This is a genomic window from Novosphingobium sediminicola (genome assembly GCF_014196525.1).
Lineage (GTDB): Bacteria > Pseudomonadota > Alphaproteobacteria > Sphingomonadales > Sphingomonadaceae > Novosphingobium > Novosphingobium sediminicola.
In genome coordinates this window covers 267788-283009 of record NZ_JACIDX010000005.1, presented here as the reverse complement: position 1 = coordinate 283009, position 15222 = coordinate 267788, and the positions used below count along the sequence as shown (strand labels likewise).

At 65.4% G+C, this 15222-nt stretch carries 11 protein-coding genes; 5 read left to right on the top strand and 6 right to left on the bottom strand.

The features are described 5' to 3' along the window. The first annotated feature begins 140 nt into the window (after positions 1-140). Positions 141-905: an SDR family NAD(P)-dependent oxidoreductase gene (locus tag GGR38_RS08700; protein ID WP_183624558.1), complete on the top strand. Its 765-nt coding sequence runs from the start codon at positions 141-143 to the stop codon at positions 903-905. Here GGR38_RS08700 and GGR38_RS08695 read toward each other — a convergent pair. Genes GGR38_RS08695 through GGR38_RS08685 form a run of 3 tightly spaced genes read right to left on the bottom strand, consistent with a single transcriptional unit; the run spans position 902 to position 6334 of the window. Then, a complete protein-coding gene (locus GGR38_RS08695) occupies positions 902-4087 on the bottom strand; it encodes an error-prone DNA polymerase (protein ID WP_183624556.1) in 3186 nt (1061 codons plus the stop codon). The genes GGR38_RS08700 and GGR38_RS08695 overlap by 4 nt on opposite strands. Further along, the gene (locus GGR38_RS08690) at positions 4084-5652 is read right to left on the bottom strand and encodes a Y-family DNA polymerase (RefSeq protein ID WP_183624554.1); all 1569 of its coding nucleotides are present in this window, start codon (positions 5650-5652) and stop codon (positions 4084-4086) included. The genes GGR38_RS08695 and GGR38_RS08690 overlap by 4 nt, the downstream gene beginning before the upstream one ends. After that, the gene (locus tag GGR38_RS08685; RefSeq protein WP_183624553.1) at positions 5570-6334 is read right to left on the bottom strand and encodes an ImuA family protein; all 765 of its coding nucleotides are present in this window, start codon (positions 6332-6334) and stop codon (positions 5570-5572) included. The genes GGR38_RS08690 and GGR38_RS08685 overlap by 83 nt, the downstream gene beginning before the upstream one ends. Positions 6335-6506: 172 nt before the next feature. On the opposite strand from GGR38_RS08685, the gene GGR38_RS08680 reads away from it, so the two are divergent. Genes GGR38_RS08680 through mdoH form a run of 4 tightly spaced genes read left to right on the top strand, consistent with a single transcriptional unit; the run spans position 6507 to position 11800 of the window. After that, complete coding sequence (locus GGR38_RS08680; protein WP_183624552.1) at positions 6507-7352, top strand: TolC family protein; 846 nt, start codon at positions 6507-6509, stop codon at positions 7350-7352. Further along, positions 7345-8517, top strand: coding sequence for an efflux RND transporter periplasmic adaptor subunit (locus GGR38_RS08675; RefSeq protein WP_343059043.1), 1173 nt, complete (start codon positions 7345-7347; stop codon positions 8515-8517). The genes GGR38_RS08680 and GGR38_RS08675 overlap by 8 nt, the downstream gene beginning before the upstream one ends. A 53-nt stretch (positions 8518-8570) precedes the next feature. Further along, a complete protein-coding gene (locus GGR38_RS08670; RefSeq protein WP_246404365.1) occupies positions 8571-10013 on the top strand; it encodes a glucan biosynthesis protein in 1443 nt (480 codons plus the stop codon). Further along, positions 10010-11800 (top strand): glucans biosynthesis glucosyltransferase MdoH, encoded by a 1791-nt coding sequence (gene mdoH, locus GGR38_RS08665; protein WP_183624549.1) that lies wholly within the window; start codon positions 10010-10012, stop codon positions 11798-11800. Before GGR38_RS08670 ends, mdoH begins: the two co-directional genes overlap by 4 nt. A gap of 34 nt (positions 11801-11834) precedes the next feature. Here the strand turns inward: mdoH and GGR38_RS08660 are convergent, their stop codons facing one another. The 3 genes from GGR38_RS08660 to dacB all read right to left on the bottom strand — a co-directional run bounded on the left by GGR38_RS08660 (position 11835) and on the right by dacB (position 15184). Then, complete coding sequence (locus GGR38_RS08660; protein ID WP_183624547.1) at positions 11835-12332, bottom strand: RidA family protein; 498 nt, start codon at positions 12330-12332, stop codon at positions 11835-11837. 73 nt (positions 12333-12405) lie between these two features. Then, positions 12406-13725: an APC family permease gene (locus GGR38_RS08655; RefSeq protein WP_183624545.1), complete on the bottom strand. Its 1320-nt coding sequence runs from the start codon at positions 13723-13725 to the stop codon at positions 12406-12408. A 10-nt stretch (positions 13726-13735) separates the two neighbouring features. Then, positions 13736-15184 (bottom strand): D-alanyl-D-alanine carboxypeptidase/D-alanyl-D-alanine endopeptidase, encoded by a 1449-nt coding sequence (gene dacB / locus GGR38_RS08650; protein ID WP_183624543.1) that lies wholly within the window; start codon positions 15182-15184, stop codon positions 13736-13738. Between the last annotated feature and the right edge of the window lie 38 nt (positions 15185-15222).

Below are 15222 nucleotides of genomic sequence, written 5' to 3'. Positions count from 1 at the left end.
ATCGGCGAATATTGCAGCCGTTTGTGCGCGCTCGAAGGCTTTGCCGGGCATGGCGAGCAGGCCAACATCCGCGTGCGCCGCTTTGGTGGCCGCGATGTGCCCTATGCCGGTCAGGCCGTGCCCAGCGAGCTGACGAAGGCATGAGCCTGCCGCAAACGCCGAGCTTCCGGCTGGACGGTCGGCGGGCGCTGGTGACGGGGGCGGGGCGGGGCATTGGCCTTGCCGCCGCCGCCGCGCTGGCGCAGGCGGGCGCGCATGTGACGCTGGCCGCGCGCACGCACGATGAGATCGAGGCGGGCGCCGCCGCGATCCGTGAGGCTGGCGGGCAGGCCGAGGCGGCGGTGCTGGACGTGTCGGATCTGCGCGCGGTGGAGGCCTTCTTCGCCGCGCATCCGGCGTTTCATGTGCTGGTCAACAATGCCGGGACCAACCGGCCCAAGCCCATGTGGGAGGTGAGCGCGGACGATTATGACGCCGTGCTCGACCTCAATGTGAAGTCGGCTTTCTTTGTGGCGCAGCATGCGGTCAAAGCCATGTTGCGCGATGATGTCGCCGGATCGCTAATCCATATGGGTTCGCAAATGGGCCATGTCGGCGGGCCGCGCCGCTCGCTGTACTGCGCATCGAAATGGGCGATCGAGGGCATGAACAAGGCCTTCGCCCTCGACCTTGCGCCCCACGGCATCCGCAGCAACACCATCGCGCCCACCTTCATCGAAACCCCGATGACCAAGCCCTTCTTCGAGGACAAGGCCTTCCTCGACAGCGTGTTGGCCAAGATCAAACTGGGCCGCTTGGGGCAGGTCGAGGACCTCATGGGGCCGATATTGTTCCTCGCCAGCGATGCCTCCGCCCTCATCACAGGCACAAGCATCATCGTCGATGGCGGGTGGACTGCGGATTAGTGAAAATCGCGTGATTTCGGCAGGATGCGGACATTGCGTGGATGGCTATGCGCCGAGGGGCGGTGCGTTTCGTCCACGGGCATCTCCGTCAACCCGGTCAGCATCGCGGTGCGGTCGATCACCCGGTCGACCATCACATGCACTACGCCCTCCTTGCTGCGCTGAACCACGCCCTCGATCACCATCAGCCGCGCGACCATCACCGCGCTGCGCTGTTTTTCCAGATCGCGCGCCCAGAGCAGCGCATTGGCGATGCCGGTTTCATCCTCAATGGTGATGAAAACGGCATTGCCCTTGCCGGGCCGCTGGCGGGTCAGCACCACGCCTGCCACGCGGATCTTGCGCCCATCTTTCAGCTCTTGCGTATGCGAACAGGGCGAGACGCCCTCCTGTTTGAAAGCATCGCGCAGGAACCGCATCGGATGGTTTTTGAGCGACAGGCGCAGCGTCTGATAATCGGCCAGCACATCCTCTGCAGGCGGCATGGTGGGCAGGGGAGCATCGGCCTCCTCGCCCAATTCGGGCGCACCGGCATGGGCGAAAAGCGGCAATTGCGCGGGCGGTTTGCGGCGCACCTCCCACAATCCGCTACGCCGCGAATGGCCCAGAGATTTCAGCGCATCGGCATCGGCCAGCTTGCGCAAGGCCGCAGGGGGCAGGGCGGCGCGCTGGGCCAGATCTTCAACCGATTGATAAGGGCCATGATCGCGCTGATCCGCAATCGCATCGGCCCATTCGCGGCGAAACCCGTCCAGCCGCGAAAATCCCAGCCGCAACACGCGCGCCTCATCCTCCAGCGTGCAATCCCATGCGCTGTGTCCCACATCGATGCGGCGCACCAGCACGCCATGTTCCTGGCAATCGCGGATCAATTGCGCGGGGGCGTAAAAGCCCATCGGCTGACTGTTGAGCAGCGCGCAGGTGAAGACCGCCGGATGCCGACATTTCAGCCATGAGGACACATAGGCCAGCCAGGCAAAGGCCTGCGCATGGCTTTCGGGGAAACCATAATCGCCAAACCCCTCGATCTGTTTGAAACATCTTTCTGCAAATTCAGGGTCATAACCGCGCGCCGTCATGCCCCCCACCAGCCTTTTCTTATAACGGTCCACGGTGCCCTTGTGGCGAAAGGCAGCCATGGCGCGGCGCAGTCCATCGGCCTCGGCCGGCGTGAAGGCCGCCGCCACGATGGCCAGCTTCATGGCCTGTTCCTGAAACAGGGGGACCCCTTCTGTTTTGGCCAATACCTCCTCCAGCTCCTTTTGAGGATATCCAGGACCCGGGCTGGGCAGGACCGCTTTTTCCTCCCCCGTGCGGCGGCGCAGATAGGGATGGACCATGCCCCCCTGAATCGGGCCGGGCCGCACGATCGCCACCTGAATCACCAGATCATAGAGTTTGGTCGGCCTCATGCGCGGCAACATCGCGATCTGCGCCCGGCTTTCGACCTGAAACGTGCCGATACTGTCGCCTTTTGACAGCATTTGGTACACGCCCGGGTCCTCCAGCGGCACATTGCGCAAGCTGAAATCGCCCAGCCCGTGCTGGCGCAACAGGTCGAAGCTCTTGCGGATGCAGGTCAGCATTCCCAGCGCCAGCACATCGACCTTCATCAGGCCCAGTTCTTCAATATCGTCCTTGTCCCATTCGATGAAGGTGCGCTCGGGCATGGCGGCATTATGGATCGGCACCATCTCGTCCAGCCGTCCCTGCGTCAGCACAAAGCCGCCGACATGCTGCGAAAGATGGCGTGGAAATTCCAGCAATTGATCAACCAGATGCTTCATCCGCGCGATCACCGGATTGGCCGGGTCAAAGCCCGCCTGCGTCACGCGCGCCTGCGGCACATCGCCGCCCCAACTGCCCCAGATCGTTGATGACAGACGGGCGGTCACATCCTCGCTCATGCCCAGCGCCTTGCCCACCTCGCGGATCGTGCTGCGCGGGCGGTAATGGATGACGGTGGCCACGATCCCGGCGCGGTCCCGGCCATAGCGGGCATAGATATATTGCATGACCTCCTCGCGGCGCTCATGTTCGAAATCGACGTCAATGTCGGGCGGTTCGTCGCGTGCTTCGGACAGAAAGCGGGAGAAGAGCAGTTTTTCGCGTACCGGATCAATCGGTGTGATGCCCAGAAAATAGCAGACCAGCGAATTGGCCGCGCTGCCGCGCCCCTGACACAGGATGGGGGGATCAAGGCTGCGCGCATGATGCACAATGTCATGCACGGTCAGGAAATAGGGCGCATAGTTGCGCGACCGGATAAGGCCGAATTCTTCAAGAAAAACAGCCATATATTCCTTGGGCAGGCCATTGGCGAAGTGATTTTTGATGCCCCGCATCACCAGATGCTCCAGCCATCCCTGCGGTTGCCACCCATCGGGCACCGGCTCATGCGGATATTCATAGCGCAGGGCATCCAGCGTGAATTCCACCCGCGAGAGCAGATCCATGCTGGCCTCCACCGCCGCCGGACAGGCGCGGAACAGGCGCGCCATTTCTGCTGGACCTTTCAGATGGCGCTCGGCATTGATGGCAAGGCGGCGACCGGCGTTCTGGATCGTCGCGCCTTCGCGGATACAGGTGAGGATGTCGTGCAGGGGCCGCGCCTGCGGGCTGTCGTAAAGCGCATCATTGCTGGCCAGCAAGGGCACGCCGGTGGCCGCCGACAAAGCCTGCGCTGCCGCCAGTCGCCGCGCATCGCCCCCCCCGCGCAGCATATGCGCCGCCAGCCATACCGCGCCGGGCCGCACCTCCTGCAAGCGCTCCAGCACGCCGCGATCCTTACCCGTCGCGATCAGCAGAAGGTCATCGGCATGATCGAGCAGATCAGGCAGGCGCAGGATGCAATCACCCTTTTCCGCCCGCCGATTGCCCAAAGTCAGCAAGCGCGTCAGCCGCCCCCAGCCATGGCGCGTGGCCGGATAGGCGATGATGTCGGGCGTATCATCGGCAAAGACCAGCCGCGCGCCCACCACCAGTTTCAGTCCGGATGCCTCGCGCCCCAGATCCTTCCACGCCTTATGCGCGCGCACCACGCCCGCCACGCTGTTGCGATCGGCTATGCCCAATCCGGCCAGCCCCAGCTTGACGGCCCGCGCCACCATTTCGGCCGGATGCGATGCCCCGCGCAGAAAGCTGTAATTGCTGGCCGCGATCAGTTCGGCAAAAGCGCTCATGCGAAAAGCCCATGCATATACCAATGCGGATCGGGCTTTTCCTCATACAGGCCGTGGCGGAAAATCCAGTAGCGCCGGCCGTGCCGATCCTCGACCCGGTAATAATCGCGGGTCAGCCCGCCCATGCCGGGGATCTCGCCTTCTTTGCGCCGCCACCATTGCGCGGCGATGCGTTCCGGCCCTTCAAACCGGCGGACTTCATAAAGGGTGCTTCGCCAGCGGAAACGATGGGGCGGGCCATCGGGAACCTCGGCAATAACATCGACCTGTTGCGGCGGATCGAACAGGAACAGGGGGCGCAAAGGCGGCTCACCCTGCGCCGGGGCGGGCCATGGGGCGGGCGGATGATGAATAGCGGCCACCGCGCATTGCGCCTGTTCGGGCATATGGCTGTCCTGCGGCACAAGGCGGCGCAAGGCTTGCGGCCCCAATCGCGTGCTCAGCCGGTCGATCAGTTCTGCCAGCGCCGCTTCCTGCTTCTCTTCGCCATCCAGCGCGTTCTGGCTGGCCAACAGCGGTTCGGCCAGAGGCACCAGCAGCGTGATCCGGTCATAGCCAAAGCCGGGGTCAAGCGGATCGGCCAGCGTCGCGATGCGTTCATCGAACAGACGTAGCACCAGAGCCGGATCGCGCGTGGGCAGGCCGGTTTCGATCATCAGCCGGTGGCGCGCGCCATCGCTGCGAAACAGGGTGAGGGCAAAGCGTCGCCCGCCCAGATCGCGCTGCGCCATCTCGCCCGCGGCCTGATGCATCAGGTCGAGGAAACAGGCCGCGATGCTGGATTGCAGGCCGATGGGTTCGGGAAAACGCTGCTCAAAGCGCAGCGGGCGGGGGCGGAGGATGGGCGCAATCGGCGCCTGCTCCTCGCCCAACAGGCGGCGCAGGGCTGTCACCGTCTGCTCACCGAAACGCGCGGCAATCGCGGCCATCGACCGCCCCGCCACATCGCCCACTGTTTTCAGCCCCGCGCGTGACAGCGCCAGCGCCGCCTCATATTCCAGCCCCAGCGCGTCCGTCGGCAGGGCGCGGATCGCGCGGCCTTCATCGGCCACCGGTCCCTGGCCATAATGCACCCCATAACGAACCAAGGCCTGCGCCGCCTCAGACGTTGTGGCCATGGCTACCCGCGTCATCATGCCGATGTCGGCCATTGCATCCTCGACCTGCGCGGCCAAACCGGCCTCGCCGCCGAACAGATGATCGACCCCGGTACTTTCCATCACCAGCCCGTCGGGCGGCGTCACCATTACATGGGGCGACCATGCGCCGCAGCGCCACGCCAGACGCATCAGCCAGTGTGCATCGGCTTCCTCGTCCATTTCGGCCACGATCAGATCGGGCAAAACCGCCCGCGCATCGGCCAATGCCATGCCCACCGCCATGCCCCGATCCCGCGCCGTGCCATTCACCGCGCCCAGCCGCAAGGCCCCGCGCACCTTGGCCACCATCGCCAGAGGCGCATCAGGCATCGCCAAGGGCGCATCAAGCAGCGTGTCGTTCTCCTGCTCTATTCGCAGCCGGTCGGTCGAGAGGAACGGGAACCACAGCGCCAGATAGCGCTTCATGGTTTTGCCCTTCACGGAATTGGCATTTTTCACGGTCCCACTCCAGCCGCCAGCTCTGGCCCGAGGGGCCGGAACGCTGGCGCAACAAGGTCACATCGAAACAGGGCGCGCCCGGCGCATTGCCCGGCAAGGCCTGCGAGGGCGCAGCCGTCACCTGCCATCGCGTGCGCGCCGCGCTGGGCGTTGGCGCGGCATCCACGCGCAGCAGCAGCAAAGGCACGCCCGACTGCTCCGCCGCCAGTGCAAAGCGGCGGCTTGCCGTCAGGTCCAGCTCACGCATCGCCCCCCAGCTTTCCACCACCACCGCCCCCAGCGCCGCGCAGCGCAAACCATCGACCGCTGCGCGCAGCAGCCCCATCGTATCGCCCACCACGCCTACCAACCCGCCATCGGGCGCACCGCCCAGATCGGCCCAGCCTGCGCCCTGAAACACGCCCATCGCGCCCACCGCCCGCCGTGAACGCAGCCAGAGCAAGGGCCGCGCACCAGCTATCCCTATCGCGGCGCCCAGCGTGAAACCGGCCGCCGCCGCCGCATCGCCCACCTCGGTCGCATAGATTTCATGCACACAACCATGGGCCAGCCCGCCGCCCAGTGCGGCGTCCATGGCCTCCATGCCGCTGCTCCACCGGCGGATGGGCGGCGCATCGGGCATGGGCGAGGGGGCGTTTATGATTCTCATTCGTTCTTATTATGTTCCAATCGGGGCGAAGATCAAGCCCCCGCTTGCCCCCTTGCAAACCAAGGATTTGCCACAGGTTGACCGCTAAAGCGTTGCCTACGCGCGATGGATGGAGCGGGCTTTCACTACGGTCCATCCCCGCTTCTGCTAAGCAGCGAAGGTGCACAAGTTCATGTTTCTTCACGAACGGACCCGTTTCCAAGGGCTGGTTCCGGCGCTCCTCCTCGCCTGCGCGGCCTGTACGCCGCAGGCGGGGCTTCATACGCAGGCCCCGGCCCAGACCGAGCTATCGGCGACGGGGGATTGGTGGCATCAATCGGGCGACGCGCTGCTGGACGAAATGGTGGCGCAGGCATTGAGCGCCCTGCCGCCCGTCTGCGCCGCGCCGGAGAGGGGGATCCGCGGTGGCATCCGGGCCGCGCTGCATCATCAAAGCGCCGAGAAACGCCATGCGCAGGAGCATGAGCGCGCCGTGCAGCGCCTGCAAAAGGCCGAGGCGGTGGCCGGGGCCTATCTGCGGCTGCGCTCGTGGACGGACCGCCTGGCCGCGCGTCATGCGATGCTGGCGCCTTGGGCCGACAATGCCGAAATCGCCCGTTTCCGCCGCGAGGCCGGGCTGGTCCCCGCGCTGGACGAGGATATGGCGGGGGTGATGGTAGGCCTGAATGCCAGCGACGAGGAGGCCGCCCGCGCCGGACTGGAGCGCGCGCTGACCGATCTGGCGCGTTTGACCGGACAGGACGGCGCGGCCCTGCGCGCAAGGCTGGACAAGACTTCGGCCATGCCGATCGGCAATCCGGCAGCCCCTAATCCTTTGCTGGCGCAGGCCGAGGCCGCTTTGACCAATGCGCGCATCGCCTATCGCGGCGGAGCGGCCAGTTTCGCCACGCTCTATGTGGCCGAGGCCAATGCTCTGGCCGCGCGTGAGGCGCAGATCATGGCCAATTACACCGCCGCGCTTGCCACCATTCGCCAATGGAGCGAAAAGGCCATGGCCGAGGAGGCGCATTGTGGCTGAACTATCGCCGACCGACAGCCTGCTGGGCGCGCAGACGCCCCGGCGGCGGCGCGGGTTGACCGTGCTGCTGCTGGTGCTGCTGGCCGGATTTGCGGCGCTCTGGCTGTTCACGCGCTTTCTGGTGGGTACGGATTCGCCCTATTTCTCGGCCCCGGTTGAGCGCGGCGATCTGACGCCCACGCTCTCGCTGCGCGGCACATTGCATGGCGAGGGCGAGGTGACGATTGCCGCTGCGCAGGATGGCGTGGTGATCAGTCTTGCCTCGCCGGGCGGAATGCGCGTGGCGGCAGGGCAGGAACTGGTGGTGCTGGACACGCAGGCGCTGGCCCGCAGCCTTGAGAGCAATCAGGCCGCGCTGGAGAGCGCGAAGGAGGCCCAGCAGCGCGTCCAGATCACCCTGCGCGAGCATCAGGTGCGGCTGGATCGCTATGAGGGTGTGTGGCGCAAATCGGGCGGGCGGGTGCCTTCGCTCAACGAGATGGAGGGCGCGCGCGCCGACGTTTCGCGCGCGCAGATCGACCTGTCCCGCGCGCAGGACGCCATTGCGCAGGGCGAGCGGCAGATCGAGATGGATCAGGCATCCATGGCCAATGCCATCGCGCGGGCGCCTTTTGCAGGCTATCTGGTGGCCTGTTCGGTGGCGCCGGGGCAATGGGTTCATGCCGGGCAACCGCTTTGCACCATCGCGGCCAATCCGGAAAAGCTGAGCATCTCTGTGCCGATTACGGAAAGCGATGCGGGGCGCATGGCGGCGAAAGCGGGCGCCCGCGTTCTGGTCGATGGCAAGAGCGATGCGGAACGCAAGGCGGCATTGGTGCGCATCGACCGTCTGCCCCATGGCGGGCGCGAGGCGGTTTTCGCGCTGGCGCCGCCCGAAAAAGAGGGCGCGGCCCTGCTGCCCGGCCTTGAGGCGCTGGCCCAAATCGATCTGGCCGAGCGCGAGAATGTCCTGCTGGTTCCCAATGCCGCATTAACTTTCAGCCTGCATGGCGAGGAACGCAGCCGCCAGAGCGGCGTTTATGTGGCAGGCAGCGATGGCGCCCCGCGTTTCGTCGCCGTCGCGCTGGGGGCCAATGACGGCCATCGCAGCGAAGTTTTGTCGAGCGCGTTGCAGCCGGGCGATCAGGTGATCATCGGATGGCGGCGCGACCACAAAGGATCATGATGATTTCCCGATTGACCCGAAGGAATGTGACGAAAAGCGGATTGGGTGCCCTGATGATGGCTTTTGCCGGGCGCGCGCTGGGCGAGGCGGCCATACCGGGGCGTTTCGGACCCGCCCGGCGCTTTTCATGGGATGATCTGGTGGCGCAGGCGCAGATGCGCGCCCGCCGCCCCTATGCCCGCCGGATCGCCGCCCATGCCGTGCCCGATTTCGACACCCATGTACGCTTGAGCTATGATCCCGCCGAGATGGTGGCGGGCCGTTTACGCCTGTTTCCGGCCAAGGTGGATACGGCGCCCGATGCGGTGAACATCCATGTCGTGGAAAATGGCATGGCGCGCGCGATTGTGGATACCCATGGCCTGTTTGGCGGCGGGCAATCGGCCGATGTCGCCGGTTTTCGCGTGATGGAGGCCCATGGCGGGGGCGACTGGCTGGCCAGCCTTGGCGCGTCCTATTTCCGCGCGGTGGGGCCGACCGGGCAATATGGCCTTTCGGCCCGCGCGATTGCCGTCGACACGGCCATGTCGGGGCCTGAGGAATTCCCCGCCTTCACCGATTTCTGGATCGAACAGAAGGGGACGGATCATCTGCTGATCCATGCCATCGTCGATGGGCCTTCGCTGTGCGGCGCCTATGCGTTTGACATCACGCGCACGGGTGCGGGGGTGGAGCATGGGGTGCGTACGGCGCTGTTTGTCCGGCGCGACATTGCGCGGCTGGGCGTGGCACCCATCACCAGCATGTTCGATTTCGACCAGTCCGCCCGCCCCGCCCATGGCGACTGGCGGCCCGAGGTGCATGACAGCGACGGCCTTGCCATCCACACCGGCACGGGCGAGCGGATCTGGCGCCCGCTGGACAATCCGCCGGGGCCGCGCGTCCATATGCTGCGCGCCGATGGGGTGAAGGGCTTTGGCATGATCCAGCGTGACACCACCTTTGACCATTATCAGGATGACCTCAATTTCTACAACCGCCGCCCCTCGCTCTGGGTATCGCCGGAGGGTGATTGGGGGCCGGGTGCGGTGATGCTGTACGAGATGAACACGATCTCGGAAAATGTTGATAATATGGCGGCGATGTGGATCTCGGACCGGCCCGCGCGCGCCGGGGATCGCCGCGATTTCGCCTATCGGCTGCATTGGGGACAGGGCAATATCGAGAGCGATGGCAATGCCGTTTGCGTCAATTATTTCATGGGGCCGGGCGGCGTGCCGGGCGCCGATCCGATTGCCGGGGCCATGCGTTATGTTTTCGATTTCTCCGGCCCGGCGCTGCGCGGCCTGACGCGGGACAGCAAGGTTGAGGCGGTGACCGATCTGGGCGCGGCGCTGATCATGGCCAATGTGTTTCCGGTGGAGGGGCAGCAGGACCTGTGGCGCGTGGTGATGGATGTCCGGGTTGAAGGGCTGAAACAGAATGAGTTTCGCCTGTTCCTGCGCCGGGCGGGCGGGGCGCTCAGCGAAACCGTGATCAAGACGGTGCGCCCATGACACCCCCCAAGGGCGCCGCCCATCTGCCCCAACTGCCGCCGGAGGCCCCGCTGGCCATGCCGGTGCAGGATCTGTTCGGCAATCCGCCCGCGCGGATCGAAGTGCTGACCCGTCCGCATGGCATGGGGATGAAGCGGCTGCTGCTGGTGCTGCTGACGGCGGTACTCAGTCTGGCGGCGTCGAGCGAACTGCGCGTGCAATTCTCGCTCGACGGGCTGGACTGGTTCGAGGTGGCGCTGCTGATCTGTTTTGTGCCTTTGTTCAGTTGGGTGGCCTTTGGCTTTGTCACCTCGCTGATCGGTTTTGTGCAACTGATCAGCGGCGAACACCCCGGCTTCACCGAAATTCCCAGCCCCGCCAAGGCCCTGCGCCATCGCACGGCGGTGTTGATGCCGGTTTATAATGAAAGCGTCGATGAGGTCTTTGCCCGCGTCGAGGCGATGGGCCATTCGATTGCGGCATCGGGCGGCGGCCCGTGGATCGACTTCTTCTTATTGAGCGATTCGCGCCCCGATCATGGCGCGCTGGAGGAGGAGGCTTGGGCGAGGCTGGCGCCCCGCCTGCCGATCCGCCTGTTCTATCGCCGCCGCGCCGAAAATACCGAGCGCAAGCCGGGCAATATTGCCGAATGGGTCCGCCGCTTTGGCGGGGCTTATGAAAACATGCTGGTGCTGGACGCCGACAGCCTGATGAGCGGCCATGCGATTGTCGGCATGGCGGCGATCATGGAGGAGCGCCCCTCGGTCGGCCTGCTCCAGACCGTGCCGATGATTACGAACGCGCGCACCCTGTTTCAGCGCTGGATGCAGTTCGCTAGCGAGGCCTATGGCCCGATTGCCTCGGCGGGGCTGTTGTGGTGGTCGGGGTCGGAGGCCAATTTCTGGGGCCATAATGCGATCGTGCGGACCCGCGCTTTTGCCGAGGGCTGCGGATTGCCGCAATTGCCCGGCAATCCGCCCTTTGGCGGGCCGATCCAGAGCCATGACATGTTTGAATCGGCCCTGCTGCGCCGTCGCGGCTGGGCGGTCCACATGATCATGATCGGCGGCAGTTATGAGGAATTCCCGCCCAGCATCGTCGATTTCGCCATCCGCGACCGGCGCTGGATGCAGGGCAATCTGCAGCACCTGCAATTGCTGGGCGCTTCGGGCCTCAGCCTGACGCATCGGCTGCATCTGCTGCTGGGGGCCTCGGCCTATCTGACCTCGCCGGGCTGGCTGCTGCTGGTCATCACCTCGATCCTGCGCATGGGCGCGGCGGGCGAGTGGCAGGCAGGGGGTGGGATGCCGCTCAATGTATTGTGGTTGACGCTGGTGCTGCTGTTCGGGCCCAAGGTGATGGGCATGCTCTGGCTGTTGGCGGACCCGGCGCGGGCGCGGACATTCGGCGGGGGCGGCAGCATTGTGCGTTCGGTGGCGCTGGAGACGGTGCTTTCGATCCTGCTGGCGCCCGTCACGATGGTGACCCAGACCAAGGCGCTGGCAGCCTTGCTGATGGGCGTGCCTTCGGGCTGGAACACGCAGGCGCGCGAGGCGCGGCGGCTGCCGGTGCGGGGCCTGCTGGGCTCTCTGCGCGAACATCTGGTGCTGGGCGCGCTGTTTGCCGCGACCTTTTTCTACAGCATCAGTCTTGGGCTTTGGCTTTCGCCTCTGGCGCTGGGTCTGCTGCTCTCGCCTTGGCTGATCAGCCTGACCTCGGGTGAGGATCTGGGGGCGGCGGCGGGCCATGCGGGCATTTTTGCAGTGCCAAGGCCGGAGATTGCCGACCCGACGGCTCCCAAAGAATAAGGGCGGCAGGTATCCCCGCCGCCCTTGGACATGCTTACTTCTTGGGCGTCTTGGCGGCGGTCGCCTCGATTTCCACCAGGAAGGCGGGACCGGCCAGCGCGGCCACCTGCACCACCGAACGGGCCGACTTGTTGGGTTGGGTGGCGGTGCCGAAGAACTGGCCATAGGCTTCGTTAAAGCCCTTGAAGTCCAGCTTGCCGCCATTGGCCGGATCGCCGACCAGGAAGACCGTCAGCTTGATGACGTCGGACATTTCATAACCCTGCGATTTCAGCAGGGCTTCGATCTTCTTGAACGTGCTGATCGCCTGCGTTTTGGTGTCGCCATAGGTGGCGATGGCGTCGGGCGCGCCGCCCTGAACAGCAGGAGCGGGCACCTGACCCGACAGGATCAGCATATCTGCCTTGGCCGGCACGAACACGCCCGCCAGAATGGGCGAGGTGGCCCCGCCCGGAATGCGGGTGACATCCTGCGCCTGCGCCGCGGCGGGGATTGCGGCAAGGAGAGCGGCGGCGGTCAAAAGGCGTTTCATTGGTTCAACTCCTGATGGAAGGACGAGCCTTTGTGGCACGCGGGGATGACGCCGCCAAGACCGCCGTAAAGCGCTATTTTGCGTATGCTTGCGCGCGGCGGCGCAATAGAAAATCCAGCCCCGCGCCCAGCGCCAGAACCCCTGCGCCAAACACCGCGCCCAGCCCAAGCTGAACAAAGGAGGCATAGAGCATATAGGCCGCCAGAGCGATGAAAATGGCGGGAAACAGCGGAAAGAGCGGCGTTCTGACCGGGCGCGGCAGGGTGGGATGCATGATCCGCAAGCGGATCGCGGCGGCCATGCCCATGCCGATGAACAGCCAATAGACCGGCGTCATATAATCCACCATCGCGTTAAATCCGCTGCCCGTCAGCGCGGAGAGCAACGTTAGTACCAGCGATACGCCGCCCACCGCCAGCGCCGCGCGGGTGGGCGCGCCGCGCGTGGGATGCCAATGGGCCAGAGCGCCAAGGCCGGGGTGATCGCGTGCGGCGGCATAGGTGGTGCGGGCGCAAACGATGATGGTCGAATTGATGCTGGCCACCGCCGATATGCCGACCACCGCCACCACCAGCGCCTGTCCCGGCCAGCCAAAGGCCATGCGTGCCAGATCGGCGGCAGGGGCTACCGAATGGGCCAGCGCACTCTCGCCAAGGCCGCGCATCAGCGCCCAGTTGAGCGCGACATAGATCAGCCCCAGCAGGCCGATCGAGCCGATCACCGCGATGAACATGCCCCGCCGCCCGGACCGCACCTCGGCCGACAGGGTGGCCGCATCGCTCCACCCGCCATAGGCAAGGAAGATATAGATGAGCGCCACGGCGATCCCGCCCATGCCGGGGCGCGGGGCGTCTGGCATGATGGGGGCGGCCGGAACCACGATCCCGGCCAGAATGACGCTGATGAAACCCAGCGCCACGGCCAGCACCAGCAAAGCCTGCGTCAGGAAACCCAGCCGCACATGGGCCAGATTAAGCCCCGTCATCGCCGCCACCAGCCCCACCGACAGCACCAGCCGCCCGCCCGCGCCCAGCCCCAGCGGCGCGCCTATATAATCGGCGGCCAGATGCGCCATCAGCGCCACCCATCCGGTATGCATGATGGCAAAGCGCGACCATGCGTAAAGCGTGCCGACCCTTTCGCCCCATGCGCGGCGGATGAAGCTGTATTCGCCCCCCGCATCGGGAAAGGCGGCGGCCATTTCGACATAGGACAATCCGCCCACTACCGAGATCGCCGCCCCCGCCACCCACAGGCCCAGAAAATGCCAATGGCCGATCGAAGCGACAATCGTGGGCGCGGTTTTCAGCGCATCGGTGGACATGATCATGCCCAGCGCCAGCAGCATCGCATGCAGGCTGTGAAGGTGCCGTTGCGGCTGATGACTGCTCATGGTGGCGCTTTTAGTTTGCCGCCGCGATCAGCGCCAGCGCCTCGTCCATCGCGGGCAGGACCGAGGGCGCGCCCGATGGCCGGTCATTGGCATAGATGGCAAAGGTCAATTCGCGCCCGCTGGCCGCGATCATGTAGCCCGCCAGCGCATTGGCCGCCAGCAAGGTGCCGGTCTTGGCAAAGACCTTGCCTTGCAGCACGGGATTTTTCATCCGGCGGCCCAGCGTGCCGTCCACCCCGCCGATGGGCAAGGTCTTGCGCCAGTCCGCAGCCCATGGTTGAGCCTCGACCCAGTGGAGATAGGACACCATCGCGCGCGGCGTGATGCGATTGTCGGGCGAGAGGCCCGAACCATCATAGAAATCATGAGCAGCGGCGGGCAGACCGGCCCGCGCAATCGTCTGGTTCAGCACGATCCGCCCGGCGGGCGTGGTGGGTGAAAAGCCCTGCGTCAACGCCAGTTTCTTCAGAAACAGATGGGCGTGCAGGTTCTGGCTGACCTTCGAGGTAATAGTCAGATCCTCGATCAGATCGGGCGGGGTGAGGGTGGAGAGATCCTTGGCCTGAATGGCGGGCGCGACCGGCGCGGGGATCAGATCCACCGGCCCCATTGGCGCATGACGCGCGCGGGGATGGCCGGTCACTTTCACGCCCCTTTCGCGCAGCAGTTGGGCCAGACGGATCGCGGCATAGTCCGCCGGATCGTCAATGTCGAAATCCAGCCGCTGCTGCTTGCCGCCAAGGGGCAGCGAGCCGAACAGACGGATCTGGCGCATGCCGGGGATCATTTCGACCATGGCCTCTGGCCGGGAATCGGGCGCGCCGGTCGTGATCTGGTTGATGATCTCCATGTCTGGCGCGGCTATCTCCAGCGCGGCCCGCCCCGGCGCGCCCACCGCATCGCCCGGATTGGCCAGCACGGTCAGCTCATTGTCATTGATCGTCAGCGCCGAAATCTGGGTGCGCGTGCCGGGGCGGATGCGGTCGGAAATGATCCAGCGTTCAAAGGGCATGAAGCTGTCATCGCCGATGACATCGCCCACGCGCCGCACCCCGCTCGCGGCCACGGCATCGGCCAGAGCGGCAAGGCAGTCCTTTTCGCAATCGGGCGTGTCCTTCATCATCGCATCGCCGCGCCCGATCAGCGCGATGTTCTGGCGGCCATGATCGTTTTCGATCCGCACGCCATTGCCCATATTGGGAAAAGGCCCGCGCGCCATTGCGTCAAACACGGCGGTGGTGACGAAGACCTTGGTGTTGGACGCGGGCTGAAACCTTTCATCGGGCGCGATGGAGGCGATGACATGGCCCTCCTTGTCCTCCACCCGCAGGCCCCAGCGCGTGCCCTCTATGGCCGGTTTGGCCAGAACGGCGCGGATCTGCGCCTCTAGGTCGGCTGCGGATGCCGGGGCGGCCAAAGCCAGCAGCCACCATCCTATCAAAGCGGTCTGCCTTCTCATACCCATTCCCCCCAATCGCAAATCGGCCCGATCATTGC